The following is a 26,210-nucleotide window of genomic DNA, read 5'->3' as shown; positions in this document are numbered from 1 at the left end:
ACCACCGCCGGGCCGGGCCATTTTCGTGCCGTTTGATCGCCGCCGGCCCGGGCAAGCCCGGTGTATGGACGAGCGCCCAGACCAGCCGGATCCCGAGCTCGACACGGAGGCCATCGACCGGGATCCTGACCTCAACGCGACCATCGACCGGGACACCGACCTCGACGAGCTGAGCGACGGCGGCCCGATCCGGGCCCCGGGTGGCCGCTCGACGGCGGCCGGCACCACCCTGAACAGGAGCGCCGCCGCCGGTGGGCCGGGGCGGCCCGCCCCGACCGGGCGCAAGCCGCGACCCGGCTCGGGGCCCACGACCACCGGCGACGCCACCACCGGCGGGATGAACACCCCGACCGAGATGAGCACGAGCGACGCCAACTCCACCGGGCAGGTCGGGGGCGCCCCGGAGCCCGGGTCGGACGCGCACCGCAGTTGGGGTCCGGACCGCGAGGAGCCCGACCGCTCCTTCTGAACCGGAGCCATCCGCCCGGAGCCATCCGCCCGGCCCGGGAAGTATCCACCGCCTCTATACACAGGATGTATACCTGTGATGTAGAGTCGCGGTCATGTCAATCGGACAGGTATTCCTCGGGCTGCTCGAGTCCCGGCCCTCGCACGGATACGACCTCAAACGGTCCTACGACGAGCGATTCGGCCAGGATCGCCCGCTGCACTTCGGGCAGGTCTACGCGACGCTGTCCCGGCTGCTCAAGCACGGCCTGATCGAGGTCGAGGGCGTGGAGCCGGGCGGCGGACCGGAGCGCAAGCGCTACGCGATCACCGACGCGGGCGTGACCGACGTGCAGCGGTGGCTCGGCCAGCCGGAGAGGCCCGACCTGTACCTGCAGAACACCCTGTACGCCAAGGTGGTCCTCGCCCTGCTCACCGGTCGCCCGGCGGCCGAGATCCTGGACACCCAGCGGACCGAGCACCTGCGCCTCATGCGCGAGCTGACCCAGCGCAAGCTCGACGGCGACCTGGCCGTCGCGCTCATCTGCGACCACGCGCTGTTCCACCTGGAGGCGGACCTGCGCTGGCTGGAGCTGACCTCGGCACGGTTGGACCAGCTCGCCTCGGCGGTGAACTCGTGAGCGGCCAGTTCCCGTGGGGCGCGGACCGGTCGGAATCGACGGTGCCGATCCCCGGCATGCCCGTCCCGGGCACGCAGATGCCAGGCATGCCCGGTCCGGTTGCGCCCGCACCGGCCGACGGGCCGCTGCTCGCGGCGATCGACCTGCGCAAGTCGTTCGGGACCACGCCCGCGCTCGACGGCGCCACGCTGCGCGTGCGGCGCGGTGAGGTGGTGGCGGTGATGGGCCCGTCCGGGTCCGGCAAGTCGACCCTGCTGCACTGCCTGGCCGGCATCGTGCGGCCGGACTCCGGCCAGGTGGTGTACGGCGGCCGGGAGCTGACCTCGCTGTCCGACGGGCGGCGCAGCGCCCTGCGCCGCGGCGAGTTCGGCTTCGTCTTCCAGTTCGGCCAACTGGTACCGGAGCTGACCTGCCTGGAGAACGTGGCGCTGCCGCTGCGGCTGGGCGGCGTACGGCGCCGGGAGGCGCAGCGCCGGGCGGCCGAATGGCTGGACCGCCTGGAGGTGACCGAGGTGGGCGGCAAGCGACCCGGCGAGGTCTCGGGCGGTCAGGGGCAGCGGGTGGCCGTGGCCCGCGCCCTGGTCACCGGCCCCCGGGTCATCTTCGCGGATGAGCCCACCGGTGCGCTCGACTCGCTCAACGGCGAGCGGGTCATGCGCCTGTTCACCCGGGCGGCGAAGGAGAGCGGGGTGGCCGTCGTGCTGGTCACGCACGAGCCGCGGGTGGCGGCGTACTCCGACCGGGAGGTAGTGGTGCGGGACGGCCGCACCCGGGCCGAGGAACTGGTTCGATGAACCACGACAGCGGAGCCGGTGCCGGCATGGGGGCGGCACCGGCCCGGTCGAGGCCGGGTGGATCGACGACGCCGCGACGGTGGGCACGCGACCTGGCACTCGGCGCCCGGCTGGCGTTCGCCGGCGGCCGGGAGAGCTGGCTGCGCACGGCACTGACCTCGATCGGTATCGCGCTCGGCGTGGTGCTGCTGCTGGGCTGCGCCGCCATACCGGCGATCTCGCGGGCGCACGCCCAACGGGAGGCCGCCCGCGGCCTGTTCGCCAACTGGTCGGCGCAGCTCACCCCGGGCGACGACACGGAGCTGGTCGCCGACGTCGACACCACCTACCGGGGCGTCCCCATCACCGGCCGGATAGTCCAGGCCGAGGGCCCGAAGGCACCGGTGCCGCCCGGGCTGTCCGGCCTGCCCGCCCCGGGGCGGCTGGTGGTGTCCCCGGCGCTGGCCCGGCTGCTCCGCTCGCCGGACGGCGCGCTGCTGCGCCCCCGGCTGGACTATCCCGTGGTCGGCACGATCGGGCCCGCCGGGCTGGTCGGCCCGGGGGAATATGCCTTCTACCTCGGCGACGACAAGCTCTCCGGCGAGTTGGCGGACAACTTCGACATCCAGCGGCTCGACCGCTTCGGCGACGCCCGGCAGCTGCGCCCGCTCGACACCACGCTGATCCTGCTCGTGCTCATCATCTTCGTGGTACTGCTGCTGCCCGTCGTCGTGTTCATCGCCACCGCCGTGCGGTTCGGCGGCGAGCAGCGCGATCGCCGGCTGGCGGCGCTGCGGCTGGTCGGCGCCGACTCGGGAATGGCGCGGCGGATCGCGGCGGGCGAGGCGCTGGTCAGCTCGGCGTTCGGGCTCGTGCTGGGGATCGCCGGATTCCTGGTGGTTCGCCAGCTGGCCCAGTCGGTGACGCTGTGGGATCAGAGCGTGTACGCCTCGGACATCCGGCCCAGCCTTCCGCTCGGCCTGCTGGTGGTGCTCGCGGTGCCGGCGATGGCGGTCAGCGCGAGCCTGCTCGCGCTGCGCCGCGTGGTCATCGAGCCGCTGGGCGTGGTCCGCCGGGCGCCCGGCACCCGGCGCCGGCTGTGGTGGCGGCTGGTGCTGCCGGTACTCGGCCTGGTCCTGCTGAACCCGCTGTCACACCGCATCGACCTGCGCGGCGGCACGCTCCCGCAGGTACGGGTGATCGCCGGTACCGTGCTGCTTCTGCTCGCCGTCGCCGCGCTGCTGCCCTGGTTGATCGATGCGGTGGTGGCCCGGCTCGGTGGCGGCGGGGTGCCCTGGCAGCTGGCGGTGCGCCGGCTCCAACTCAGCAGCGGCGCGTCGGCCCGGGCGGTCAGCGGGGTGGCGGTCGCCGCCGCCGGCGCGATCGCGCTGCAGATGCTGTTCGGCGCCGCCGCGCGCACCTACACGGCGCCGACGGGGCAGGACGCCAACGGCAGCCGGGTCCAGGTGAGCCTGCTCGGTGCCGGCACCGCGGAGTACCAGACGCTGCTGCACCGGCTGCTGAGCACGTCCGGGGTACGCGGCGGCTACGGATTCAGCTCCGGCACCCTGGCCGCACTGGGCCGCCCCACGAAGCACGTCAACGGCGATCAGCCGGGCCTGTACGGTCTCACCGTGAGCGACTGCGCGTCCCTGCGCCAGGTGCTCGCGTTGAGCGCGTGTGCGGACGGCGACGTGTTCCTGGTCGGACCGGCCAGCCCCGCCGTGCCGAGCCCGGGCCAGCGGGTGACCGTCGGGGTCGCCGATCCGTCCGACCCCAAGCCACCGGTGTGGACCGTCCCGACCACGATCCCTCAGGTGTCCCTCCGGCCCGGCTCCGACGGGGCGCTATCGGGTCTGGTCGCGACGCCCGGTGCCATCGGCCCGGCGGCGCTGCCGCACAACTTCTACGTGGAGCTGAGCGCGGATCTGACGTCGCCGGACACCATCGAGCGGATCGGTGACGCCGCGGCGGGCGTGGACCCGACGGCCACCGTCAAGACGTGGGAGCCGGCCAGGGTGGACCACCGGTTCGCGACCATCCGGCAGGGGCTGTTCATCGGGGCGCTGGTCATCCTGCTGCTGGTCGGCGCCAGCCTGCTGATCGGCACCCTGGAGCAGCTGCGCGACCGGCGCCGGTTGCTGCCGGTGCTGGTCGCGTTCGGCACCAGACGCACCACGCTCAGCCGCTCGGTGCTCTGGCAGACCGCACTTCCGGTGCTGCTCGGCATGGTGCTGGCCGTACTGGTCGGGGTCGGCCTGGGGGCCGTGCTGCTGCGCCTGGTGCACGCCCGGGTCGTGATGAACTGGTCGAGCGTCGGCGGGATCGCCGGGGCGGCCGCCCTGATGGTGCTCCTGGTGACCGGGCTGAGCATGCCGGCGCTGTGGCGGCTGATGCGCCCGGAGGGCCTGCGTACCGAGTAACGTCCCGAATCCGAAACGGCCAGGGGCCACCCCGCGGACTGTGGGGTGGCCCCTGGATCGGGGTCAGGCGGTTCAGCGCGTACCGTGCGCGATGCCCGTGACCAGGTGATCGTTCTGCTTCTTCAACGCGGTGTTCGGTGACACCCCGTCGGTCGGGGGCAGTTGCCCGTCCACGGCCGTGTACGGATACACGTCGAACGCGCCCTGCACGTCGGCCAGCACATTGATGGTGCCGGTGTGGTTGTACACACTGAACCTGTTGTACAGCCCGGGGACACCGCCGAGCGGGATGTTGGCCGTGTTCGCCACGGTCGTACCCTTCGCCGGGTCGAGGTTGCTGCTGAGCGGGCGGGTGTCGCCCGCGGGGTAGAGCGTCAGGTAGGTGTCCACGGTCGGGGCGACCGCCGTCACGTTCAGCGCCACCGACTCGGTGAGGTTGTTGACCACCGTGTTCGGCACCGTGACGGTGCCCGTGGCGCCCGAGCCGAGGGCTCCGTTCAGGCCCTGACCATTCCGGCTGTCGGTGATGCGCACCGGCGTGACCGGGCGGTACCGCAGCCCACCCTTTGCCGTGGTGTCGGCGTAAGCGCCGAACAGGTCGATGAGGACGTCGGTGCTGCCGGCCGAGTTGTAGACGGCGAACATCGTCTGTCCCTCGCAGCTGGCGGGGAGGTCGTCGGTCTTGTGACAGACCGAGGTCGGCACGATGGTCATGTTCGGCACGGTCTTGTGCGGGTCGTAGTTGAGCGTCGAGGTCCCGGTCGGCGGGTCGCCCTGCCCGTTCCAGGCGGTCAGGAAGCCGGCGGTGGCCGGGTTGACGGCCGTGATGTTCAGCGCCAGCGCCTTGATGTGCCCGTTCAACTCCCCGAAGTCGAGCCAGAACCAGTCCCAGGAGCCACCGGAGATCGCACCGGTCGGGGCATCCTCGCGGGTGTCGTACAGCCGCTGCGGCTCGTACGGGATCAGCTGACCGCCCACCCCCTGGGTGCTCAGATTGGTGTCGTCCTTGGCGTAGTAGCCGATCACGTCGGCGATGACGGTCACCCTGCCGGTGAGGTTGTAGATGTCAACCTTGCCGCCGCTGCCGATGGCCACCGTCGTGTTGTTGGCCCCGGTCCACCCGGCCGGGAAGTCGATGTTCGACACGCCCGGGCGGGCGCTGCCCTCCGGCCACACCGTCAGGAAGCTGGCGACGGTGCCGGACGTCACGGTCACGTTGAGCACGACGGCGGAGACGCCGTTCGCGGGTACCCCGCCCCGGCCCTCGACCTGCAGGTGAATGATGCCGCCGACGCCGAGCATGCCGGCGGGCGTGCCGTTGCCGTTGCGGGTGTCCAGGATGCGGGTGGGTGGCAGTGGGAAGTAGGTGCCCGCCGCGCCCACGACGCCGGTCGCCGTGACCGGGATGACCCGGTTGCCAGCGGCGGTGTCGTCCGGGATCACCAGGTCGGTCTGGAGCGCGCCGCTCGCGACGGGCTTGGCCGTGATGGTGACCGTGCAGGTGTCGCCGTACGAGAGGGTCGCGTTGGAGCAGGTGTCCGCGCCGAGGCTGAAGGACGCGCCGCTCTTCCCGCCGAGGGACGCGGTCTGGAAGTGGACCGGCTGGCTACCGGTCGCGGTCACCGTGACGGTCTTCGGCGCGCTCGTCTGGCCGAGGTCCAGGTTGCCGAAGGCGAAGCCGTTGGTAGGGGTCTGGGTGGCGGCGACGTAGTCCTTGGTCGAGTGCCACCGGATCTCCCCGGTGACCGGCAGGACCTCGGCGTCGCAGTCGACGCTGTAGGTCGCCGCCAGCGCGGTGACCGCACCAGAGTCGTCGACGGTGTACTCGGTGATGTTCAGGGTGCCGTCTTCCTGGTCGCAGCCGTGGCTGCCGACACCCAGACCAAACATCGCGTGATCGGCGTCAGCCGTGGCCGCCGTCTGGTAGGAGCCGACCCCGAGCGTGCCCCCGGTCGGCGGCAGGATGGGGGCGTCGACGGACAGGGGTCCCCCGGTGACCTGGAACCACAGTCCGGTGTTCCACGTAGTCAGCGAGAAGGTGCTGGCGCTGTCATCGACGGTGTAGCTCTGGCCCGCCGGCGACAGCCACGAGTTGCCAGCGCCGTCGATGGTGAACGCGTCGTACGGCGCCGTCGGCGGGTCCGCGGCCGCCGCGAGGCTGATAGAGGGTGGGATTGCCAGCGTGGCGGCGATGGCCGCAATGCCGGCGATTGCTACGCGAAATGCGCGCATTGAACCCCCGATTCTGGAACAAGTGTCAATAGGACCGGCTGACGATATTCGATTCAACAATCGGCCAGCAACCGGGTTGACGGAAAGCTGGCTGAACGACGGAGTGGCCGCCGATCGACTGCGGCCGGACCGCTCGCGGGACCGCCGCAGCCGTTCGCGCGCAAGGAGATGACTGGGAGTGATCGCTAACCGGACGTTCCCCCGCCATTCACCCGCGCACCCCGGCTTCAGGGGTGGGAAAGCCGGGGGCGATCACCGTCCGAAATCGCGGGAAGACTCGGCGTTAATAGCCGGAGGGTCGCCGAATTCGGCTCTCGGGCGGCGCGAGGAATCACGCCTATTACGGAGGACTTCGCCGCGTGGAGAAATCGAGAAAGACACTTTAGCGGGGTACCGGCTTAATTCCGCCCGACTCGGGCGCGACGCGACCACACCTCCGGCCGCCACCAGCCGGGAGTCCGCGGTTTGACGGGTCGTTTCCCGGGTAGCGGGCGGTGCGGAACATGTCGAGGGGAGTCGTGGTGGGTGACGGGGTACGCGCCGGGAAGCAGCCCGCCGAGCGGCCGGCGGCCGGGGACGATCCGCCGCTGACCCGGACCGAGGTCGAGGTGGACCGGCGGCCCGAGGGAGTCGCCCGGGACGAGGGGGACAGCGTCGTGGAGGACGACGGTTCGAGCCTGTCCGGCGGCTCGTCCGGCGGTACCGGTGGGACCTCCGGTACGCCCGGCCATCCGGACGCCGCGAAGTAGGGGCCGCATCGCCTGCTTGGAACGGCCCGCTCGCCACGGCGAGTAGTCCGCCCGGATACGCGAGGTTCACCCAGACGCGATCGTCGCTGACTGGTACGCGGGGCGGGGTTATGGACGGACCCTCCTCGGCGGTAGCGTGGCGCACGTGCAGGCGGACGGCATTGTCCGTCGGCCGCGCCCACCTCATGCCCGCGGCGTGGCTCATCCGCCGGCAGCGCTCGGCGACGGTATGGAGGATGACGCATGTCCCACGGCGGAGATCTGTTCGCGGTTCGGGAAGACGCTGCCCCGCGTCCGAGCTTCGAGATGGTCCGGCGCGGCTACGACAAGCAGCAGGTGGACCGGTTCGTCGCGCAGGTGGAGCGCGACATCGCGACGCTGGCGACCGAACGCGAGCAGGCATTCGCCCAGGTGCAGGACATGGCCAACCAGCTCCAGCAGATGCAGTCGGAGCTGATCGAGCTGCACCAGCGGCCGGCGCACGTGGACCGGGCGTCCTTCCGGCACCTGGGTCCGATGGTCGACCAGATCCTGGCCCTGGCCGAGAAGCAGGCCGAGGCGATCACCAACACCAGCGCGCAGCGGGCGGCCGAGCACCAGGCCGAGGCGGAGAAGGTGCTCTCCGACTCCCGCGACCGTGCCGCCCAGGCGCTGCAGGACCTCGAGACCGAGCTGAACGCTCAGCGCGCCGAGTACGACAAGTCACACGACGAGCGCCGCAACGCCCACCAGGCCGAGCTCGCCGAGGTACGCGAGCTCATCGACCGGTTGCGCGCCGACGGCGAGGCCGTTCACGAGGGCGCGCTGCAGGAGGCGAAGCGGATCGGCGAGCAGAGCGCCCAGCAGCTCGAGCAGGCGCGCACCGATGCCGCCGGTCTGATCGACGCGGCTCGCACGCAGGCCCAGCAGGAGGTCGAGGCGATGCGCGCCCAGACGCAGCAGGACCTGGGCCAGTGGCAGGCCAGCGTGGAGCGGGAGGTCGGTGAGCGGCGCGCCGCCGTGGAGCGGGACATCACCGAACGCCACGCGGCGTCCGAACGGGAGCTGAACCACAAGCGCACCGTCGCCGAGCAGAAGACCGCCGCGATGCACGCCGAGACCCAGCAATACACGGCCGACCTGCGCCGCCGCGCCGACGAGCAGCACGCGACCCACCAGCAGCAGCTCGGCATCGTCCAGCAGGAGATCCAGACCCGGCAGCAGACCCTGACCCAGGTGCAGAGCGAGCTGGAGTCCGCTTCCACCCGGCTGGGCCAGACCCGCCAGGAGTCGGCAACGGCCGAGCAAGAGGTCATTCAGTTGCAGCAGCGCCTCGGCGAGCTCCGTCAGGACCTGACCTCCGAGCTCAACCGGCTGGAGGAGGCTCGGCGGGCGGCCGAATCGGCGGAGCGGCACGCCAAGGAGACCCGGGCCCGGGTGAAGGCCGAGGCGAAGCGGGTGGCCGACCTGGCCGCGGCCGCCGTGATGGCCGCCGCCGCACATGGCGCCGACACCGGCGAGTACCCGCAGGTGCTGCTGGCCGCCCGGCAGGCCGCCGGCTCCGCGGCCGAGCAGCTGGCCGCTGAGCAGAACGGCAACGGTCACCAGGGCAACGAGCCGGCCGGCATCGCGCAGGCGGGCATCGAGCACGCGGCCGGAGAGGCCGTCGAGTCCCCGGTCGGCCACCCCGAGCCCGGCGCGGCAGCGCCCGAGTTCAACCCGTGGGTGCCGGCCGGCGTCACCCTCCATTCCGGACTCGAGGCCGACCGCGGCATCCCCGCGCAGCGGGGCCCGGAGCCGGGGAGGGTCGCGACCGACACCGAGTAGTCGACGACGGTGGCCACGCTGACGCACCTGCACTCCGTACCGGCCGGGCCGCAGCCCGCGCCGTGCGAGTCGGTCGTCCGGCCACCCCATCCGCGGCTGCGGCCGTACGTGCTCGGGTACGGCGGATTCCGCTCCGGCTCCGGACAGCCCGTACGGCACCGGATCCTGCCGATGAACCTCACCACTCTGATCATCGACCTCGACGGCCCGTACGGGCTGGTCACCGGGGCGCGCGGCACCGCGTCGACTCAGGGGCAGACCGGATGGGGGCACGGGGTCTCCGTCGGCCTCACCCCGGCCGGGGTGTCCGCCCTGCTCGGCGTGCCCATGCCGGAGTTGGCCGGCCGGACCGCCCGACTGGCGGACGTCCTCGGTCACCGCGCCGCCGAGCTGGCCGAACGGCTGGCCGCCGCACCGGACTTCCCCAGCCGCTTCGCGCTGCTCGACGACCGGCTGGCCGCCTGGGCCGTCGCCGGCCGTTCGGCCCGGTGGGCGGCGAAGGACCGGCCGCGCGACCAGCTGATCACCGAGGCTTGGTGGCGGCTGCAGCGCGGCACGGGCCGGCCACGGGTGGGCACCGTCGCCGGCGAACTCGGCGTCAGCCGCCGCTACCTCGAAGTCGGTTTCCGGCGCCGGATCGGCCTGTCCCCGGCGACCGTGGCGCGGGTCGCCCGGTTCCAGCGCGCCGTGCACCTGCTCGGCACGGGTACGGACCTGCCGCGCACGGCGATCGAGAGCGGGTACGCCGACCAGCCGCACCTCACCCGCGAGACGCGAGCGATGGCCGGCGTCACCCCTCGGCAGCTGTGCGCATTCCTTCAAGACGTCCGGGCCGCCCACGCGTAGCGTCCGGCCGCATGGAGTTCTCCGGCAGGACGGCGCTCTCGGGCAAGACGGCACTCTCGGGCAAGACCGCGCTGGTGACGGGCGGTTCCCGGGGCATCGGACGGGCCATCGTGACCCGGCTCGCCGAGGCCGGCGCCCGCGTCGTCTTCACCTACGTCAACAGCCGGGCCGAGGCCGACGACCTCGCCGGCCGGTTCGACGGCGTGACGGCGGTCCGCGCCGACCAGGCCGACCTGTCCAACCTCCACGCGATGTTCGAGCCGGTCCGCGACGGCCTCGACATCCTGGTCAACAACGCCGCGATCAACCCGCTCTCGCCGATCGCCGACATCACCGGGCCGGAGTTCGACCGGGTGATGACCGTCAACGCCAAGTTTCCGCTGCTGGCCATGCGGGAGGCCGCGACCGTGCTGCGCGACGGCGGGCGGGTCATCAACGTGTCCACCCTCAACACCGTGCTGCCCGGGCCGGGGCTGGCGCTGTACTGCGCCAGCAAGGCGGCCCTCGAACAGTTCACCGCGGTGGCCGCCCGGGAGTTCGGTCCTCGGGGCATCACCGTCAACACCGTCTCGGCCGGGGCCACCGACACCGACCTGTTCCGGGCGAGCAACCCACCGGAGGCGGCGGCCCAGACCGCCGCGCTGGCCGCCCTGCGCCGGCTGGGCCGGCCGGACGACATCGCCGGGGTCGTGCTCCTGCTCACCGGGCCCGACGCGCAATGGATCACCGGTCAGAACATCCGAGCGACCGGTGGGCTGCTCGTCTGATCTCTCGTCCCGGCCCTCCACCACCTACCCTGGGCGGATGCGCATCGACCTGGTCACCATCGTCGTGGAAGAGTACGACCCGGCCATCGCGTTCTTCACCGGCGCGCTGGGCTTCGACCTGGTCGAGGACTCGCCGGCGCTGACCACCGACGGGCGCTCGAAGCGCTGGGTGGTCGTGCGGCCACCGGGCGCCGAGACGGGCATCCTGCTCGCCCGCGCCGACGGTGAGCGCCAGGTGGCGGCCGTCGGCAATCAGGTCGCCGGGCGCGTCGCGCTGTTCCTGAGGGTCGACGACTTCGACGCGGCGTACGCCCGGATGGTCTCGGCCGGTGTGCGGTTCGTGGGAGCCCCGCGCACCGAACCGTACGGCCGGGTCGCGGTGTTCCTCGACATCGCCGGCAATCGGTGGGATCTGCTCGGTCCCACCCGGCCGTAACGCCCTGAGGTTCGGGCGCATGGCCAAGGCCTCGTCGAGGTAACGGGTGAGGATGACCCGCGAGCCGCAGCCCGGGTCGCCGGCAGGGGTGACCGCTGATCAAAAAAGCCCTCCACCCGCAGGTGAGAGGGCTTTTTGAGTCTTGTGCGCCCGGAGGGACTCGAACCCCCAACCTTCTGATCCGTAGTCAGATGCTCTATCCGTTGAGCTACGGGCGCTGGAACCTGAACCAGTGTACATACTGGGTTTTGCGCGGAGGCTCCGGGATTCGAACCCGGGAGGGGCTTTAAGACCCCAACCGCATTAGCAGTGCGGCGCCATAGACCAGACTAGGCGAAGCCTCCTGGACGGCCCTAGGACCGTCGCCGGTCGAGGATACAGGGCGGCTGCCGTCCCGGGCAAAACAGAACCTCAGGCAATTGCCGAACGGCCCGCTCGCCAGCACGCGAACCGCGCCGAGGACGGCTACCCTCGGGGCGCATGGAGGACGACAGCAGGACACCGCGGCGCGAAAACCCGCCCAGGGATCCGGCGGCCAAGCGTCCCGCGCGATCCGTGCCCCCGGCGCAACCGGGCCACCGCGAGCGGCCCGTGCCTCCCCAGCGGCGCACACCCCCCGAGCGGGCCACGTCCTCCGAGCAGGCCACACCTCCCGAGCAGGCCACCCCTCCCGAGCAGGCCACGTCCCCCGAACGGACCAAGCCGCCCGAGCAGGCCAAGCCTCCGGAGCGGCGCACGCCCCCCGCGGCCCTCTTCATGGAGCCGGTGATCCCACCCCCGCTCCCGCCGCCCGAGCTCGATGACCTCACCCCCGACGACCTGACCCCGGGCGACCCTGATCCCGCCACGCTCACCCCGGATGATCTCGGTCCTGACGATCTCGACCCGGATGACCTCGGCCCGGATGACCTCGGCCCGAACGGTCTTCGGCCGAACGGCGCGGCGGACGCCGAGGGCAATGCGGTGGCGGCCGCCGGCACGGACTCGGTTGCCGCAGACGCCGGACCGCCCGCCGAGCACGCTCAACCGCCAGCAGAGCACCCCGGATCCCCCGCCCGGCGCCCCGAACCGCCCGGCCGAGGCCCGGAGCCGTCAGCGGAAGGCTCAGAGCCGCCGGCCGAGGGCCCAGAGCCGCCGGCCGAGCACCCCGAGCCGCCCGCTCGGCGCCCCACACCGCGCGCCCGCGCGACCGGCCAGCCCTTCCGCACCCCGCCGGCGAAGGCCGCCCCGCGGCAGACCCGGCCCACCAGCCCCGAACCCCCGCGCACCCGCCCCACCAGCCCCGAGCCCCCGCGCACCCGCATGACGGGGGCCGAACCCCCACGCACCCGGCCGATCAGCCCCGAACCCCCGCGCGCCCGCCCCGCGGACGCCGAACCCCCGCGTGCCCACCCCGCGGACGCCGAGCCCCCGCGCGATCGCCCCGTGCCTCGGGCGAACATCCCCGGCCAGCGCTCCGGTTCCGACCCCGACTACCGGCCCACCCGCACCAATCCGGTCGTTCCGGATAATAAGCCGGAAATCATTCCAAGCCTCGCCGACGGCAACCCCGCCGGGCAGGATGAGCCCGCCGGGCTGGATGAGCCCGCCGCCACATCGACACCGGCATCGGCGCAGGCGCAGGCGCCGACACCGGCACAGGCGCCGGGGAAGAAGGCGACCGCCAGGAAGGCGGCGAAGAAGGCCGCGCCCCGGAGGGCCGCCTCCGCAACCGCCGCGCCGACCGACACCGGACCGGGGCACGACGCCCCGCCCGGGACCATCGCCCCGCCCGGGAGCATCGCCCCGCCGGGGACCACCGCCGGGCCCGAGGACGCCGAAAGGCAGCAAGCGGCCCAATCCGGGTCCGGCGCCGGTACCGCCGGCACCCCGCTCGAAATCCTGCTCTGGGACCGGCTGCGGGGTGACCCCACCCACGCCCCCGAACTGCTCGCCCTCGCCGCCGTCGAGCGGCTGGGGCCCGAGGCCGCCCGGCACACCGCGTGGCTGCGCGCCACCTACCCGGGCGCCACCGACGACGGGATCGCCCGGGCCGCCGGGCGCCGGTTCGGCAGCCAGGCCAGGCAGGGTGCGCTCGCCGGGGTCATCGCCCGCGAAATCGGCCAGGCCGCCGCGCTCGGTTGGCTGCAGGCCCGGCTGGTGCTGCACATCGCCGCCGCCTACGGGCAAGACCCGTGCGCCCCGGACCGGGCCGCCGAGCTGCTGGTCCTGCTGCGGGTACGCGCCGACCTCGCGGGCTCCCGGGAGGCGCTGGCGGCGACCCGCGACACCGGGGTGGCACCGGGCCGGTCGGCGGGTCGGCTGCTGTCCGTGGGGCTGCGCGGAGCCGGCCGGCGGCTGGCCTCCCGGCTGGTACCGGGTGCCGGGGTACTGCTCGACGTGCTGGTCAACGACGCCCTGGTCGAGGGCCTGACCCGCCGGGCCGTCGCCATGTACCGGCCGCGGCGGGCCACCGTCCCGACCGGCACCGCCGCGGAGTGACCGGCACCGGTCGACGCGGGATCAGTGCAGGAACGACAGGTGCTGGTGCAGCGTGGCGTAGCCGATGAACGCCACGGAGTCGATGAGGAAGTGCGCGATCGCCAGGGGTAGCACCCGTCGGAACCTGATGAAGAAGAGCGCGAAAATCACTCCCATGACGGCGTTGCCGAGGAAGCCGCCGAAGCCCTGGTAGAGGTGGTACGAGCCGCGCAGCAGCGCGCTGGTCAGCACCACCGCCGGTAGCGCCCAGCCGAGCTGGCGCAGCCGGGTCACCAGGTACCCGACCACGATCAGCTCCTCCAGCAGCCCGTTCTGGGCGGCGGACAGCAGCAGCACCGGGATCGCCCACCACACCTTGGGCAGCGCCTCGGGCACCACCTTGGCGTTGATGCCCAGCGCCAGCGCGGCGAGGTAGAGCCCCAGGCCGGGGATGCCGATCAGGGCGGCCAGGCCGGCACCCGCGCCCAGGTCGCGGCCGGGCCGGCGCGGCGAGATCCCGAGTATCCGTTGGGCGTCGCCGCGGTCCCGGTTGAGCAGGTGCACGGCGAGCAGCGCCGGTACCACCGCGAACAGGATCTGCGCGAGTTGCAGGGCCAGGTCGAGCCACGGCCGGCCAGGCGCCTGGGAGCCGTTGAGCGTGGCGGACTGCTGGTCGAGCGCCTGTCGGGCGGTCAGCCGGCCGACGATTTCGATCATGGCGTAGATCGCGCTGTACCCGAGCGAGACGCCGAGTACCAGCAGGATCTCGTTGCGCAGGACGGCCCGTCCGGCCGGCAGGCCGCCGACCGAGGCCGACCCACCCTCGCCGGACGAGTCCGGCGCCGTCCGGCCCGGCAAACCTGTCTCCACGCGGCCAGATTATCCGGCGATCACGGTACCGCCAGGGGGACCGCCGAGATCAACTCTGGACCCCTACCGGGGCCACCCCGTCGCGAATACTCGGTGATCGCACACACTGTGCGATAGAGGTCAACTCAAAGTAGTCACCCTGGTACCACATACCTACGCAGCATGACCGTGCGCGAACGCAGCGCTATTCTTCCCCGAGCGCAGAGGGTGTCATGAGCGACTTGTCACGATTATTGAAAGAGAGCTGGTCCATAGTCGAGGACCGGCAGGACAAGGTGGGGGGCTACTTCTACGCCCGCGTGTTCCTCTCCAACCCCCAGCTTCGCGATCTGTTCCCGGTGCAGATGGACGTGCAGCGGACCCGGCTGCTCAGCGCGATCGTCACGGCCGTGCAGAGCATCGAGGACCCCGATCGGTTCAACGAATATCTCGGCTCATTGGGTCGGGATCATCGCAAATTCCAGGTCGAACCCGCGCACTTCGACGGTGTGGGCGACGCGCTGGTGGAGGCGCTGCGCATCGTCGCGGGCGATCAGTGGTGCTCGGAGTACGACCAGGCGTGGCGCGACGCGTACCAGGCGATGGCGGAGCGGATGATGGCCGGCGCCGAGGCCGACAGCGGCAACCCGCCGCTGTGCCACGCCGAGGTGTTGCGCCACGAGCGCCGCTCCCGCGACATCGCCGTGTTCACCTGCCGCCCGTTGCAGCCGCTGCCCTACCGGGCCGGGCAGTACGTCAGCGTGGAGTGCGAATACCAGCCCCGGGTGTGGCGCACGTACTCGATAGCCAACGCGCCGAGCGACGGCGGCGAGCTGGACTTTCACGTCCGGGCGCTGGGCGCCGGCTGGGTTTCCGGGGCGCTGGTGCGCCGGATCAAGCCGGGCGACATGATCCGGCTGGCCGCGCCGATGGGCACCATGACCCTGGACCGCAAGTCCACGAGAGACATCGTGTGCGTCGCCGGCGGCACCGGGCTGGCACCCATCAAGGCGCTGATACAGGAGTTGATCAAATACAACCGCACGCGGTGGGTACACCTGTTCTTCGGCGCGCGCAATCGCGACGATCTGTACGACCTCGACGAGCTCAACCGGCTGGCCGCCCAGCACCCGTGGCTGTCGGTCGTGCCGGCGTGCAGCGAGGACGACGGGTACACCGGCGAGCAGGGCAACATCTGCGACGTGGTGACCCGGTACGGGCCATGGCGCGAGCACGACTTCTTCGTGTCCGGACCGGCCGCGATGGTCAAGACCACCCTGCGTGGCCTCACCGAATTGCAGGTCCCCTCGGTACGGGTCAAGTACGACCCGTACACGCGCTAACCGTCGCCGTACCGCCAGGGGTTGCCCGTTCCTCGGTACTCCTCGACCGGCACCAGCGAGCCGTCCGGCGGCATCCGATCGACGTACAGCCTGCCCTCGAGGTGGTCGATCTCGTGCGCCACCAGCCTGGCCAGCCCCTGCTCGAACACGGTGATCGTGGCGGCGCCGGTGAAGGTGAGGTGCCTGACCTCCAGCCACATCGGCCGGCGCACCCGTCCGCGTACGTCGAAGAACGACAGACAGCCCTCGAACTGCTCGTCGGCCTCGGACGAGGCGCCCACCACGCTGGGGTTGAGCAGGACCACCGGCGGCAGGTCGGGCTCCGGCGTCCGCACCACCGCCGCCGCCCAGTCCAGCCCCAGCTGCGGTGCGGCGAGGCCCATGCCCTTGCCGAACACGTGCAGCTCACAGATCCGATCCAGCGCGGTCAGCAGCCGGTTGACCACCTCGCGCGCCATCGGCTCCTCGGCCGGCAGGTCGAACTGCCGGGCCGGCTGGCGCAGCTGGTCGCTGCCGCGCTGCACGATGCCGACCGCGCGCATCCGTTCGCTGGCCCGGATGCGGCTGGACTGGTTGTTCTCGATGGACACGCGCGGCGCCGGGATCGGGGCGCGGAAGCGCCATTGCAGCCGGAAGCGCGCGGACAGCGGCGGATTGCTGGTGTTCCACTCGAAGATGGTGCTGTCGCCGTCGCTCATCTCCTGCACCGGCGTGCGTAGCGGCGACTCGGCGGTCAGCGAGGTCTGCACTCCCCACACCGCGGGCGCCACGGCGGTGGGGAACCTCAGCTGGATGGTCAGCCGCCGGGTGGGCAGCCGGACCGCCCGCTGGAACCAGCGCCCCCACTTGTCCTCGCCGACCTGGTACGAGTACCGGATGACCGCGCGCTGGCCGCGGTACAGCGGGAAACGGGACTGGTCGTTCTCGAACAGCACCCACGCCTCTTTGAACGAGTCGCGGTCGTGCGTGGCCCGCCACTCCATCGGCTCGCCCGGGCTCTCCGGTCCCTCGCCATGGAACGCCGAGAGGTTCAGCTCGTCCCAGGTCAGCGGGTTTTCCCGGTAGAACTGGTTGGAGCGCTCCGGCTCGCCCGGGTACCTGTCCACGGACACGCGAACCGGGTATCGGGTGACCGGCTCGGTACCCGCGTTGTAGAGGTGGCGCCGGATCGTACAGTGGTACACGCCGTCCATATAGGACAGAGTGGCGATCTCGTGCTCGACCACCAGCCCCGCGCCGGGCGGCAGCCACTGCCCCGGTGCGCCGCTTGACGGCCGCGGTCCGGCGCGGTTGCGGCGCAGCTCGTTGTACTCGGTGAAGCGCGCCCAGATCGCGCCGCCGGCCTGCAGCACGGCCTCGGCCCGTCGGGCGAAGTCCTCGGTCGGCCGGTGCCGGCGACCCTCGACGTGGCTGACGTAGGACGGGTCAAAACCCATGTTGGCAGCCAGCTGCTTCTTCGACAGCCCTCGTTCAGCCCGCCATTGGGCGAGTTCGGCAGCGAAGGCACCAGCTGCCCTGTCAAGGGGTGAGGTGGTCATCCGAACGATCGCCTCATATAGACCGGGCTCCAGTTGTTGACACCGGGCCTCCAGTTTCTGTCGGCCATCCGTCGATCTACCATAACTGTCAGCTACCTGACAGTTACTCACGTAACACATTTGGTCATGCGTGCGCCGACGCGCGGACCGGCCGGATTGGTTAGGCTTCCCTTAGCCAGCTAGGGTGGGCGAGTTGCCCAGGTCGGGAAGGGGACCGTTGACCGCGCTTGTGCCCGCCACACGTTCCCTGACCACGGCGAATCCCGCACCCACCCTGGCACCGATCCTGGACTGCCTCGACGCCGTACGGCGCCGGCACGGCGACGCCCCGGTGCACGGGATCGCACCCGGCCTCCTGGTCGAGGACCCGACCGGCTGGCTACCGGCCACCTGGTTGGCGGACGGCAGCGCCCTGCCCGACCTGTTCGACGCCGCGGCGCGGCGGTGGGGCGGCAGCCCGCACGCCAATGCCGCCCTGGCCTGGAAGTCCTACACCTACTGGCTGGCCCTGCCGGCGGTGCTCGGCTACGCCTACGCCCGCCGGGTGCCCGCCATGACGGCCGACAACACGCTGGTCAAGCTGCACGTTGACCCGCCGTTCCTGGAGATCGGCCTGCGCCGGCCGCAGATCGCGGTGCTGCCCGGCCATCCACTGGCCGGCCACCTCGTGCGGCGGGAGCCGGGCGGCCGGGCGGGCAGGCCCTCGCTGCGCGGGACGGACGTGCGGGTGGTCGAGGACCTCCCCGGATATCTGCGGACCACCCTGGTCGACCGGCACCTCACGCCGGTACTCGACGCGCTGGCCGGCTCGGTGCGGCTCAGCCGCCGTGCGCTGCTCGGCTCGCTCGCCTCGGGGATCGGGTACGCGCTGGCCCGGGCGCAGCACGCGCTGCCGGAGCCGATAACGGGCACGGCGCACACGCTGCTGTCCGCGCTCGGGCTCGAGGACCTGGTCGAGGTGTCCGAGCGGCCGGCGGTGCGGCGGCACACCTGCTGCCTGGCCTTCACGCTGCCCGAGCCGAAGGTCTGCCGGGGCTGCTGCATCGAGACGACGCCGGCGGTCAGCCCAGCGCGCTGACGTCCCAGAGCCAGACGTCGTCGACCCGCTGACCGGGGCCGAACAGCTGGTCCAGCGTGGCGTGCAGGTCGGTCGCGTGCGGCGCGTCCGGCCCCAGCACCACCAGCCCGGCGTCCCAGAATTTGACGTCCTGCCGGGCCTGCGCCCGCTGCTGGTCACCGATGGCCGGCACCCCGCCGTTGTAGCCCACGTTCGCCAGCAGCCCCGACGTCGGCCGGGCCTGCGGCCCGTACCCGCCCCGGCCCGACGAGTCGGGACCGAGGAAGTACCCGCCCACCGCGCGGTAGCCCTGATCCGTCGCGTTGTCCCAACTCATCGCCTCGATGTTGCCGTTCCAGGTGGTGTCGGCCGAGAGCACCGAGCGGTCGCCGGACAGGTGCGCCCGCCAGTCGCCGCTGGTGAAGAAGGCCGGTACCGCCGGACGGGGGGATACCGGAAGCTGGCGGGGGATCACCGGTATCAGGGTGGCGGCCAGCGCCAGCGCGCCCACCCACCCGTACCGGCGCCGGAACAGCTCGTCGAACGCGTACCCGAGCAGCACCGCCACCACCGGTATCAGCACCAGCCCGAGCCGGGTCGGCACCACCGAGTCGAACAGCGGCAGGCGGTTGACCCAGCTCCACGGCGCGTGCGAGACCACCGTGCGGCCCCGGTAAGTGGCCGTGGCGCCCAGCGACAGCACGAAGAAGACCAGCGCGACCAGGGTCAGCGCGCGTACCGAGACCCGCCGCCACAGCCAGACGACGATCACCAACAGCGCGAGCAGCAGCGGCCAGCCGAGGAACGTGTTCTCCTCCGGCTGTGGCGCCAGCTGCCCGTCCGCGGCCGACTGGCCGACCAGCGACAGCTTCGCGAAGGCCGGATAGCTGGCCAGGTCGGCGCCGTACCCGAGGACGAAGTCGGGCAGCCCGGAGTAGTGCTGCGGACCGAAGAACTGGTACCACAGCGGGTACGCCAGCAGCACGGCCGCGACCGCCACCGCCGCGCCCGCCCCGCGCAGGAACGGCCGTACCGCCGCGCGTACCTGGCCCGGCCGCGACACCGCGTACCCGGCGACGAACAGCCCGGCGGCGAGGGCGGCCAGGAACAGCAGTTCCTCGTTGAGGAACGCCTGCCAGGTGACCAGCAGCCCGAGCACGATGCCGTGGCGCACGGTACGCATGGTCAGCGCCCGCCACACGATGAACGGGAGTAGGAACTGGGCGACCAGGTTCGGGTGGGCGTTGGTGTGGTTGATCATCCCCGGCGCGAACCCCGCGACGGCCCCACCGATCGCGGCCGCGACCCGGCTGCGCACCAGGTGCCGGGACAGCACCAGGTACCACGCCGCGGCGGTGCCGGCGATGCCGAGCGTGATCATAAGGACGAGCGCGACGGACGGGCCGAACAGCACGGTTATCGGGATCAACGGCACGGTCAGCCCGAGCAGGCCGGTGTTGGCCATCAGGTTCACCCCGAGCGGCGCGTTGAGCCGCGGCGTGGCGAACGGGTTCTCGCCGTGCGTGAAGATCCGAACGGCGTGCCGCAGCGCCCACTCGAAGAACGGCGGATCGGAGCTGTTCGCCGCGGGGTTGACGGATCCGGGATCGTGCCAGAGCCGGCCAAGAACCGTGATGGCGAGCGCGAAGTAAATCAGGATGACCGCGAGGTCCAGGTACCGCCCGGCCCACGCGTCGAGCCGCCGCGGATCTTGCCCGGCCGGTTTGTCCCCGGCCAGGTCGGTCGACGTGGCCGGTGCGGCCGGCGTGGCCGGTGCGGCCGGCGTGGCCGGTGCGGCCGACGTGGCCGGTGCGGCCGGTGCGGTCGCGTCGGCCGGCGGGGCGGCGCTGGGCGGGCGGCCCGGGGAGGCGGGCTCCGGCGTGGAGGTGGTCATCGGCCGCGAGCTTAGCCGCTAGTCAACGATTTTTCGGACGTCCCACAACCAGACCCCGTTGACCCGGGTCGGCTGGAAGCCGAGCAGGGCGCTGGTGGTCTGTCGCAGCAGCGTCTCGTTGCGGGTCGGGGGCAGGATCACGATCGCCGCCCGCCAGTAGCGCAGATCGGCCAGGGCCGCCCGGCGGTCCGCCGCGCTGACCGTGAGCGCCCTGGTACGCGCCGCCTGCGCGTCGCGCGGACGCACCGTACTGCCCAGGGGCGTGTCCCCACCCGCGTACGGGCGCGGTTCGTAGGGCAGCACGTATACCGCGTACAGCTTGGTGGCGGTGGGCCGCGGCGGCGCCCCGAAGCGGGCCGACTGGTCGGTGGCGCTGGTGGGTCCGAGGAAGTACCCGCGCGGGATCTGGTAGTCCAGGCCGGCCGTGGCCTGCCAGAGGATCGGGTCGGGAACCCGGTACGCCGGCAACGGCACCGACACCACGGTCCGGCCGGCCGGCACGTACCCGCGCCACTGCCCGCTCGTGATGAACGCCGGCACCGGCGCCCGGTCGGCCGTCGGTATCGGCGTGGGCAGCACCGGAATCAGGGCGCCCAACAGGACGATCAGCAACAGCGGGGCCCAGTGTCGCCGGGTGCGTCGGGACGCCGCGGTCAGGTCCAGTACCCGCTGGATCCCCAGGGCGAGCAGCGCCCCGAGCACCACTATCACCACGAACGCGTACCGGCCCGGCACCGTCAGGTCGACCAGCGGCACGTGCAGGAACAGCGTGAACGGGCCGGGCACCCCGACCCGGTGCCCACCGACCCGGATCGTCGGGCCCAGCGACAGCGCCGCGAAGATCAGCGCCGTGACCGTTCCGGCGCGCACCAGTGGGTTACGCCGCCACAAATACACGGCGGCCGCCGCACCAAGCGCGATCAACGGCCAGCCGAACGACGCGTTGTCCTCGTTCGGGCTGGGTCCCAGCGCGGGCGCCGCGACGCGACCACCGATAGATTCACGGGCGTAGGTCACGTACGCCACCAGGTCCAGCGTGTAGGAGCCGGGCGGGAAGGGCAGGCCGTGATACGCCCTCGGACCGAGGAACTGCCAGTACACCGGGTAGGCCAGCAGCACCGCCGCGGTCAGCGCGGCGACGCCCAGGCCGGCCCCGAACCGTCTCGCCTCGCGCCGCGCCCGCTGCCGGTCGAACAGGGCGTACAGCAGCACGAAGGCGCCGATCGCCAGGCCCGCCAGGAAGAGGATTTCCTCGTTCACGAAGGCCTGATAGGTGACCAGCAGCCCGAGCAACACCCCGCGCCACACCGGCCTCCCGGCCAACCGGAGCGTGGCCAGCAGCATGAACGGGATGGCGAACTGCGCCACCAGATTGGGTTGGCCGCTGGCGTGGGCCACCATCGCCGGCGCGAACCCACACAGCAACGCGCCGACGAACGCGGCGAAGCGAGAGGCGACCAGATGGCGGCTGAACACGTAGTACCACGCGAGCCCGGTCAACCACAGCGACAGCGTCAGCAGGACCGCGAAGGACACCACCGGACCCCAGAGGAGAGTCACCGGTACGAGCGGGATGGTCAGGCCGAGTGCGGCCGTATTCGCCATCAGGTTCACGCCGTCCGGCACGTTCATCTTGTGGGTGAAGAATGGGTTCTCCGGATGCGTCACCAGCAGGGCTCCGTGGGCCAGCATCCATTCGAACAGGGTGTGGTCTCCCCGGTTGCTGGCGAGTACTCTGCCCGTCACGTGACGCCATAGATGTGCGGTCGTCCACAGCGCACCGAGCAGGAGGAGGGCGCAGGCGATGAGGTCGGACTGGCTCACCCGGACATGACGGAGCCGCGACTTGGCCCGCCCCGTGGCGGTTCCGAACCTCGGCTCGCCCGGACTCAAGTCAGTCATAATCACTGTTCCGGTGATTTTCAGAAATAGGAGGTCCCCCTTCTCCCATCCTTCTATCTGGCAAATCCTTGTGTTGTCGTGAGGGCACGTATTCATCCCGTAGAGTGCTTGGTAGGTGACCTGCCGAGCAGTCAGAGGAGTTCGCTCCATGTCTGAGATCACCGGAGACCAGCAGGTTCAGTCGGAGGTGTTGGAGGGGCTTGCGACGGCGGTGAACCATCGACGATGGTTCGTTGAGTTCGCGTTGGACTATCTCGGCGACGACCCGATCGAGATCGGCAGCGGACTGGGCGACTACGCGTTGGAATGGGCGCCGCACTTCACCCGGTTCACCGCCACCGAGGCCGACCCGGACCGGCTGGTAGCGCTCAAGGAGCGGTTGACCGGACACCCCAACATCGAGGTACGGCAGATGCTGCTGCCCACCGACGAGTTGAACACCTACTCCGGAGCCGTCTCCTACAACGTGTTGGAGCACATCGAGGACCACGTCGGTGCGCTACGCAGCATCAGCGGGCTGGTCCACCCCGGTGGCGCGATCGTCCTGATCGTGCCGGCGTTCCCGTTCGCGATGAGCCCCGTCGACGTGGCCACCGGACACGTGCGCCGCTACACCAAGCGCACGATGGCCGAGGCGCTGCACGCCGCCGGGTTGCGCATCGAACGTGTCCAGTACGCGAATGCCCTCGGTCTTCTCGGGTACTACATGGCGACCAGCGTGTTCAAGCTGACCCCGTCCGAGGGTCCGATGGTGAAGTTCTACGACCGCTTCGTGCTGCCCCTGACCAAGGGCGCCGAGCGGTTGGTCCGGCCGCCGTTCGGCCAGTCCGTGTTCGCGGTCGCCCGGGTGCCCGAGCGATCCGCGTGACGCCGTAAGGCCCCACGCGGACCGCGACCGCACCGGAGCATGCGGGTACTCAGGCCGGAAGCAGTTCACCGATCGCTCGGCGCAACTGGTCCGGCGTCAGCCCGTGTAGCCGGGCGTGGTCGGCCGGCGTGCCGTAGCGCCGCGGATCAGTGCGGCCCACCCCCAGCGACAGCAGCCGGTGCGGCACCGCGACCAACGCGTCGGCCACCTGGCTCGCCGAGGTACCCGCGAGGTACGGCTCGACCAGCACCACCGTCGCCGCGTCCGTACCCGACACCAGGGCGCGCAGGCCGGCCCTGTCGAACGGTCGGGGCGTGTGCGTGTACGCCACCGTCACGTCCAGCCCCTCGGCGGCGGCCAGCACCGGATCCAGCATCGGCCCGACCGCCACCACCGTGGCGGCGCGCCCGTGCCGGATCGGCACCAGCCCGTACCCGTCGTGCGGCGCCGCGTTCGACTCCGTCGACAGCCGCAGGTACGACGACCCGTCCCGCCCCACCGCCTCGCGCAGCAACGGCCCCACCTCGTCCGGGTGCCCCGGCACGTGCACGGTCCAGTCCGACAGCGTGTCGATGAGCGCCACGTCCCCTGGCGCCTGATGAGTGCGGCCGGACCGGGCCGCGTCGTACGACGCGCCCACGCTGACCAGGACCGCACCGCCGCCCTGGTGGTCGAGGTCCAGCTTGATCTGCTCGAAGGCCCGCTCCACCAGGAACGGCGCGTAGGTGTGGGCGATCGGGCGCAGCCCGGTCTTCGCCAGCCCCCCGGTCACCCCGAGCAGCAGCTGCTCCCGGATGCCCACGTTGATGACCCGATCCGGGTGCCGGCGCGCAGCCCCGTCGAACAGGTCCGACGAGATGTCCGCGAGCACCACCGCCACCCGCGGATCCTCGTCCAGCAGTGCGGTCGCCGTGTTGACGAGCTCCTCACGCATCGGACTCACCATTTCCTCTCGACCGTCGCCACGACCACCCTCGGCGCACCCGGATGCGGCGTTGTGAACGCGTGCTCCAGCGCGTCCCAGGCCCGTCCATCCACTGTGGACGTATCCCAGCCGTTCATCGCGAACCTCGAGGCGATCCCGCCCGGCCACCCGTGCGTCGCCGACTGGTTGTCGATCACCACCGCCGTCAACGAGTCCAGGCCGGTGGCCCCCGCGTACGCGATGGCCTCGTGGTTGGATCCCTCGTCCAGCTCCGCGTCGCCCAGCAGCACGAAGACCCTGGGCCGCCACAGGCCCCGGGCCCGCAACCCGAGCGCCATCCCGACGCCGAGGCCGAGCCCGTGGCCCAGCGAGCCCGAACCGATCTCCACCCCCGGGATCAGCGTGCCGTCCGGATGGAAGCCCAGCCGGCTGCCGGCATCGCCGACGTCGTCGAGCCAGTCCAGAGGGATGAACCCCTTCGCCGCCAGCACCGCGTAGAACGCGGCCGGCCCGTGCCCCTTCGAGAGCAGAAACAGGTCCCGCTCCGGATCGTCCACCGTCTGCGGGCTCACCCGCAGGACCCGGTCGTAGAGCACCCACAGCGCGTCCAGGGTGGACGTGGCGCTGGGCGCGTGCTTCTCGTCCCCGGTGAGCCGACTCATCAGCGCGAGCAACCGCTCGGTCTGCGCTTGCCGCTCCGCGCTTGTCTTGATCTCGGTCATGTAGGTAGCGTGCAACTTTAAGTTAACTTTAGGTCAAGGGAATCGATAGATGCAGCCCCTCACCATCGGTGAACTCGCCGCGCGCAGCGGCGTGGCCACCTCCGCGCTGCGCTACTACGAGCGGTTGGGCCTGATCCGGTCCACCCGGACCGGCGGCAACCAGCGCCGGTACGAGCGGGCCGAGCTGCGCCGCGTCGCCTTCATCCGAGTCTCCGCGCAGGTCGGCGTGCCCCTGGAGGACATCCGCGCCGCGCTGGCCAGCCTGCCCGACGCCCGCACCCCCACCAAGGCCGACTGGGCCCGGCTGTCCCGGCAGTGGCGCGGGCGCCTGGACGAACAGATCCAGCTGCTGGAACGGCTGCGCGACCGGCTCGCCGGCTGCATCGGCTGCGGCTGCCTGTCGATGGCCAGCTGCACGATGTTCAACCCCGCCGACCGGCTGGCCGAAAGCGGCGCCGGCCCGCGCCGGCTACTGGCCGACGACCAGTAGAACCTTGCCGATGTGTAGGTTCTGCGCCACGATCTCGTGCGCGTGGGCCGCCTGATCCATCGGTACCGTCCGGTCCACCACCGGCCGGATCGCGCCCGACTCCAGCAGGGGCCACACCTCGTCGCGTACCCCCTGGACGATCTGAGCCTTCTCCTCCGGCGGCCGCGACCGCAGCGCGGTGACCGCTACGCTCGCCCGCTTCGCCATCAGCTTGCCCAGATCCAGCTCCGTGCGCCGGCCGCCCTGCATGCCGATTATCACCAGCCGCCCGTTCGGGGCCAGCGCCTGGAGATTACGGTCCAGATAGGACGCGCCCTGGATGTCCAGAATCACGTCGGCCTTGCCGATCATCGCCTCGACGAAATCCTCATCGGTGTAGTCGATGACCTGATCCGCGCCCAGCGCGATGAGCGCCGCGTGCTTGGTCCGGCGGGCAGTCGTGATCACCCGGGCGCCGAGGGCCTTCGCGAACTGGATGGCGAACGTGCCGATGCCGCTGCCGCCACCGTGGATGAGCACGGTCTCGCCGGCCCGCAGGCGGCCGACCGGAACAAGATTCGACCAGACGGTACAGGCGACCTCCGGAAGCCCCGCGGCCTCGGTGAGGTCGATCGGTACGGGCAGCAACTGCTCCACCGGTACGGCCACCTTCTCCGCGTACCCGCCGCCGGCCAGCAGGGCGCACACCCGGTCCCCGACGCGCCAGCCGGTGACCCCCTCACCCAGCGCGCTGATGGTGCCTGAGCACTCCAGGCCCGGGTACGGCGAGGCACCCGCCGGCGGGGGGTAGCCGCCGGCCCGTTGCAGCAGGTCGGCCCGGTTGACCGCGCTCGCGGCCACGTCGACGATGACCTCGCCCGGGCGGGGCTCGGGGTCGGGCACCTCGGTCCAGGTGAGGACTTCGGGGCCACCCGGCTCTCGGATGATGATGGCGTGCATCGCTCCATCATGCGGCATCGGCCGGAGACCGCCTCCCCTACCCTGTCAGGGAAACGGACACCGGGGATTCTCGGGCAGCAAGGCCACCGGTTTGAGGGGATCA

The 26,210-nt window shown here is 71.7% G+C and carries 22 protein-coding genes and 2 tRNA genes; 14 read left to right on the top strand and 10 right to left on the bottom strand.

What is annotated here, in order from left to right:
• The first annotated feature begins 64 nt into the window (after positions 1-64).
• The 4 genes from ABEA87_RS21405 (at position 65) to ABEA87_RS21390 (ending at position 4,284) form a co-directional block, all read left to right on the top strand.
• On the top strand, positions 65-469 hold the full coding sequence (locus ABEA87_RS21405; RefSeq protein WP_345632067.1) for a hypothetical protein: 405 nt from the start codon (positions 65-67) through the stop codon (positions 467-469).
• A 94-nt stretch (positions 470-563) separates the two neighbouring features.
• Positions 564-1,088 carry a PadR family transcriptional regulator gene (locus tag ABEA87_RS21400; protein ID WP_345632066.1) on the top strand — a complete coding sequence of 175 codons (525 nt, stop codon included), beginning with the start codon at positions 564-566 and terminating at the stop codon, positions 1,086-1,088.
• An 86-nt stretch (positions 1,089-1,174) separates the two neighbouring features.
• Positions 1,175-1,882 (top strand): ABC transporter ATP-binding protein, encoded by a 708-nt coding sequence (locus ABEA87_RS21395; RefSeq protein WP_345632155.1) that lies wholly within the window; start codon positions 1,175-1,177, stop codon positions 1,880-1,882.
• The gene (locus tag ABEA87_RS21390) at positions 1,879-4,284 is read left to right on the top strand and encodes an ABC transporter permease (RefSeq protein ID WP_345632064.1); all 2,406 of its coding nucleotides are present in this window, start codon (positions 1,879-1,881) and stop codon (positions 4,282-4,284) included. The genes ABEA87_RS21395 and ABEA87_RS21390 overlap by 4 nt, the downstream gene beginning before the upstream one ends.
• 72 nt (positions 4,285-4,356) lie before the next feature.
• Here the strand turns inward: ABEA87_RS21390 and ABEA87_RS21385 are convergent, their stop codons facing one another.
• Positions 4,357-6,516 carry a hypothetical protein gene (locus tag ABEA87_RS21385; protein WP_345632063.1) on the bottom strand — a complete coding sequence of 720 codons (2,160 nt, stop codon included), beginning with the start codon at positions 6,514-6,516 and terminating at the stop codon, positions 4,357-4,359.
• 503 nt (positions 6,517-7,019) lie between these two features.
• On the opposite strand from ABEA87_RS21385, the gene ABEA87_RS21380 reads away from it, so the two are divergent.
• From ABEA87_RS21380 to ABEA87_RS21360, 5 genes are all read left to right on the top strand, one after another.
• A complete protein-coding gene (locus tag ABEA87_RS21380; RefSeq protein WP_345632062.1) occupies positions 7,020-7,265 on the top strand; it encodes a hypothetical protein in 246 nt (81 codons plus the stop codon).
• Between the two features lie 243 nt (positions 7,266-7,508).
• On the top strand, positions 7,509-9,071 hold the full coding sequence (locus ABEA87_RS21375) for a DivIVA domain-containing protein (protein WP_345632060.1): 1,563 nt from the start codon (positions 7,509-7,511) through the stop codon (positions 9,069-9,071).
• A gap of 9 nt (positions 9,072-9,080) precedes the next feature.
• Positions 9,081-9,917, top strand: a complete 837-nt coding sequence (locus ABEA87_RS21370) for an AraC family transcriptional regulator (RefSeq protein WP_345632058.1) — start codon at positions 9,081-9,083, stop codon at positions 9,915-9,917.
• Positions 9,918-9,928: 11 nt separating this feature from the next.
• Positions 9,929-10,684, top strand: coding sequence for an SDR family oxidoreductase (locus ABEA87_RS21365; protein ID WP_345632057.1), 756 nt, complete (start codon positions 9,929-9,931; stop codon positions 10,682-10,684).
• Between the two features lie 37 nt (positions 10,685-10,721).
• Positions 10,722-11,120: a VOC family protein gene (locus ABEA87_RS21360; protein ID WP_345632056.1), complete on the top strand. Its 399-nt coding sequence runs from the start codon at positions 10,722-10,724 to the stop codon at positions 11,118-11,120.
• 145 nt (positions 11,121-11,265) lie between these two features.
• Here ABEA87_RS21360 and ABEA87_RS21355 read toward each other — a convergent pair.
• Positions 11,266-11,338, bottom strand: a tRNA-Arg gene (locus tag ABEA87_RS21355).
• 35 nt (positions 11,339-11,373) lie between these two features.
• A tRNA-Ser gene (locus ABEA87_RS21350) sits at positions 11,374-11,464 on the bottom strand.
• A 247-nt stretch (positions 11,465-11,711) separates the two neighbouring features.
• Between ABEA87_RS21350 and ABEA87_RS21345 the strand changes: the two genes are divergently transcribed.
• Entirely contained in the window at positions 11,712-13,601 is a 1,890-nt protein-coding gene (locus ABEA87_RS21345) for a hypothetical protein (RefSeq protein ID WP_345632055.1), read from the top strand.
• Between the two features lie 21 nt (positions 13,602-13,622).
• Here ABEA87_RS21345 and ABEA87_RS21340 read toward each other — a convergent pair whose 3' ends face one another.
• Positions 13,623-14,378: a CPBP family intramembrane glutamic endopeptidase gene (locus ABEA87_RS21340; protein ID WP_345632153.1), complete on the bottom strand. Its 756-nt coding sequence runs from the start codon at positions 14,376-14,378 to the stop codon at positions 13,623-13,625.
• A gap of 284 nt (positions 14,379-14,662) precedes the next feature.
• Here ABEA87_RS21340 and ABEA87_RS21335 point away from each other — a divergent pair, with 284 nt between their 5' ends.
• The gene (locus ABEA87_RS21335) at positions 14,663-15,772 is read left to right on the top strand and encodes a globin domain-containing protein (protein WP_345632053.1); all 1,110 of its coding nucleotides are present in this window, start codon (positions 14,663-14,665) and stop codon (positions 15,770-15,772) included.
• Here ABEA87_RS21335 and ABEA87_RS21330 read toward each other — a convergent pair.
• Complete coding sequence (locus ABEA87_RS21330; protein WP_345632051.1) at positions 15,769-17,310, bottom strand: peptide deformylase; 1,542 nt, start codon at positions 17,308-17,310, stop codon at positions 15,769-15,771. The genes ABEA87_RS21335 and ABEA87_RS21330 overlap by 4 nt on opposite strands.
• A 217-nt stretch (positions 17,311-17,527) precedes the next feature.
• Between ABEA87_RS21330 and ABEA87_RS21325 the strand changes: the two genes are divergently transcribed.
• Positions 17,528-18,388, top strand: coding sequence for a ferric iron reductase (locus tag ABEA87_RS21325; RefSeq protein WP_425570929.1), 861 nt, complete (start codon positions 17,528-17,530; stop codon positions 18,386-18,388).
• Here ABEA87_RS21325 and ABEA87_RS21320 read toward each other — a convergent pair.
• Both ABEA87_RS21320 and ABEA87_RS21315 read right to left on the bottom strand, forming a co-directional pair.
• Complete coding sequence (locus ABEA87_RS21320) at positions 18,372-20,261, bottom strand: hypothetical protein (RefSeq protein ID WP_345632049.1); 1,890 nt, start codon at positions 20,259-20,261, stop codon at positions 18,372-18,374. The genes ABEA87_RS21325 and ABEA87_RS21320 overlap by 17 nt on opposite strands.
• An 18-nt stretch (positions 20,262-20,279) precedes the next feature.
• Positions 20,280-22,085, bottom strand: coding sequence for a glycosyltransferase 87 family protein (locus tag ABEA87_RS21315; protein WP_345632046.1), 1,806 nt, complete (start codon positions 22,083-22,085; stop codon positions 20,280-20,282).
• Between the two features lie 226 nt (positions 22,086-22,311).
• Between ABEA87_RS21315 and ABEA87_RS21310 the strand changes: the two genes are divergently transcribed.
• Positions 22,312-23,031: a class I SAM-dependent methyltransferase gene (locus ABEA87_RS21310; RefSeq protein WP_345632044.1), complete on the top strand. Its 720-nt coding sequence runs from the start codon at positions 22,312-22,314 to the stop codon at positions 23,029-23,031.
• Positions 23,032-23,080: 49 nt separating this feature from the next.
• On the opposite strand, the gene ABEA87_RS21305 is transcribed toward ABEA87_RS21310, so the two are convergent.
• A complete protein-coding gene (locus ABEA87_RS21305) occupies positions 23,081-23,965 on the bottom strand; it encodes a transketolase family protein (protein WP_345632042.1) in 885 nt (294 codons plus the stop codon).
• Positions 23,966-23,970: 5 nt separating this feature from the next.
• On the bottom strand, positions 23,971-24,678 hold the full coding sequence (locus ABEA87_RS21300; RefSeq protein WP_345632040.1) for a transketolase: 708 nt from the start codon (positions 24,676-24,678) through the stop codon (positions 23,971-23,973).
• A 49-nt stretch (positions 24,679-24,727) separates the two neighbouring features.
• Here ABEA87_RS21300 and soxR point away from each other — a divergent pair, with 49 nt between their 5' ends.
• Positions 24,728-25,168, top strand: coding sequence for a redox-sensitive transcriptional activator SoxR (gene soxR, locus ABEA87_RS21295; RefSeq protein ID WP_345632038.1), 441 nt, complete (start codon positions 24,728-24,730; stop codon positions 25,166-25,168).
• Here the strand turns inward: soxR and ABEA87_RS21290 are convergent.
• Positions 25,148-26,107, bottom strand: a complete 960-nt coding sequence (locus ABEA87_RS21290) for an NAD(P)H-quinone oxidoreductase (protein WP_345632036.1) — start codon at positions 26,105-26,107, stop codon at positions 25,148-25,150. The genes soxR and ABEA87_RS21290 overlap by 21 nt on opposite strands.
• Positions 26,108-26,210 lie beyond the last annotated feature (103 nt).

The sequence above is a fragment of the Rugosimonospora acidiphila genome (assembly GCF_039543385.1).
Taxonomy (GTDB): domain Bacteria; phylum Actinomycetota; class Actinomycetes; order Mycobacteriales; family Micromonosporaceae; genus Rugosimonospora; species Rugosimonospora acidiphila.
Note: the sequence above shows the minus strand (reverse complement) of the source record. Positions and strands in the feature narration are given on the sequence as shown.

Excerpts from the sequence above, each read along its gene's own strand:
- ABEA87_RS21405 (WP_345632067.1), top strand. The coding sequence starts at position 65 with ATGGACGAGCGCCCAGACCAGCCGGATCCCGAGCTCGACACGGAGGCC.
- ABEA87_RS21400 (WP_345632066.1), top strand. The coding sequence starts at position 564 with ATGTCAATCGGACAGGTATTCCTCGGGCTGCTCGAGTCCCGGCCCTCG.
- ABEA87_RS21395 (WP_345632155.1), top strand. The coding sequence starts at position 1,175 with ATGCCCGGTCCGGTTGCGCCCGCACCGGCCGACGGGCCGCTGCTCGCG.
- ABEA87_RS21390 (WP_345632064.1), top strand. The coding sequence starts at position 1,879 with ATGAACCACGACAGCGGAGCCGGTGCCGGCATGGGGGCGGCACCGGCC.
- ABEA87_RS21385 (WP_345632063.1), bottom strand. The coding sequence starts at position 6,516 with ATGCGCGCATTTCGCGTAGCAATCGCCGGCATTGCGGCCATCGCCGCC.
- ABEA87_RS21380 (WP_345632062.1), top strand. The coding sequence starts at position 7,020 with ATGTCGAGGGGAGTCGTGGTGGGTGACGGGGTACGCGCCGGGAAGCAG.
- ABEA87_RS21375 (WP_345632060.1), top strand. The coding sequence starts at position 7,509 with ATGTCCCACGGCGGAGATCTGTTCGCGGTTCGGGAAGACGCTGCCCCG.
- ABEA87_RS21365 (WP_345632057.1), top strand. The coding sequence starts at position 9,929 with ATGGAGTTCTCCGGCAGGACGGCGCTCTCGGGCAAGACGGCACTCTCG.
- ABEA87_RS21360 (WP_345632056.1), top strand. The coding sequence starts at position 10,722 with ATGCGCATCGACCTGGTCACCATCGTCGTGGAAGAGTACGACCCGGCC.
- ABEA87_RS21335 (WP_345632053.1), top strand. The coding sequence starts at position 14,663 with ATGAGCGACTTGTCACGATTATTGAAAGAGAGCTGGTCCATAGTCGAG.
- ABEA87_RS21330 (WP_345632051.1), bottom strand. The coding sequence starts at position 17,310 with ATGACCACCTCACCCCTTGACAGGGCAGCTGGTGCCTTCGCTGCCGAA.
- ABEA87_RS21320 (WP_345632049.1), bottom strand. The coding sequence starts at position 20,261 with ATGACCACCTCCACGCCGGAGCCCGCCTCCCCGGGCCGCCCGCCCAGC.
- ABEA87_RS21310 (WP_345632044.1), top strand. The coding sequence starts at position 22,312 with ATGTCTGAGATCACCGGAGACCAGCAGGTTCAGTCGGAGGTGTTGGAG.
- ABEA87_RS21305 (WP_345632042.1), bottom strand. The coding sequence starts at position 23,965 with ATGCGTGAGGAGCTCGTCAACACGGCGACCGCACTGCTGGACGAGGAT.
- ABEA87_RS21300 (WP_345632040.1), bottom strand. The coding sequence starts at position 24,678 with ATGACCGAGATCAAGACAAGCGCGGAGCGGCAAGCGCAGACCGAGCGG.
- soxR (WP_345632038.1), top strand. The coding sequence starts at position 24,728 with ATGCAGCCCCTCACCATCGGTGAACTCGCCGCGCGCAGCGGCGTGGCC.
- ABEA87_RS21290 (WP_345632036.1), bottom strand. The coding sequence starts at position 26,107 with ATGCACGCCATCATCATCCGAGAGCCGGGTGGCCCCGAAGTCCTCACC.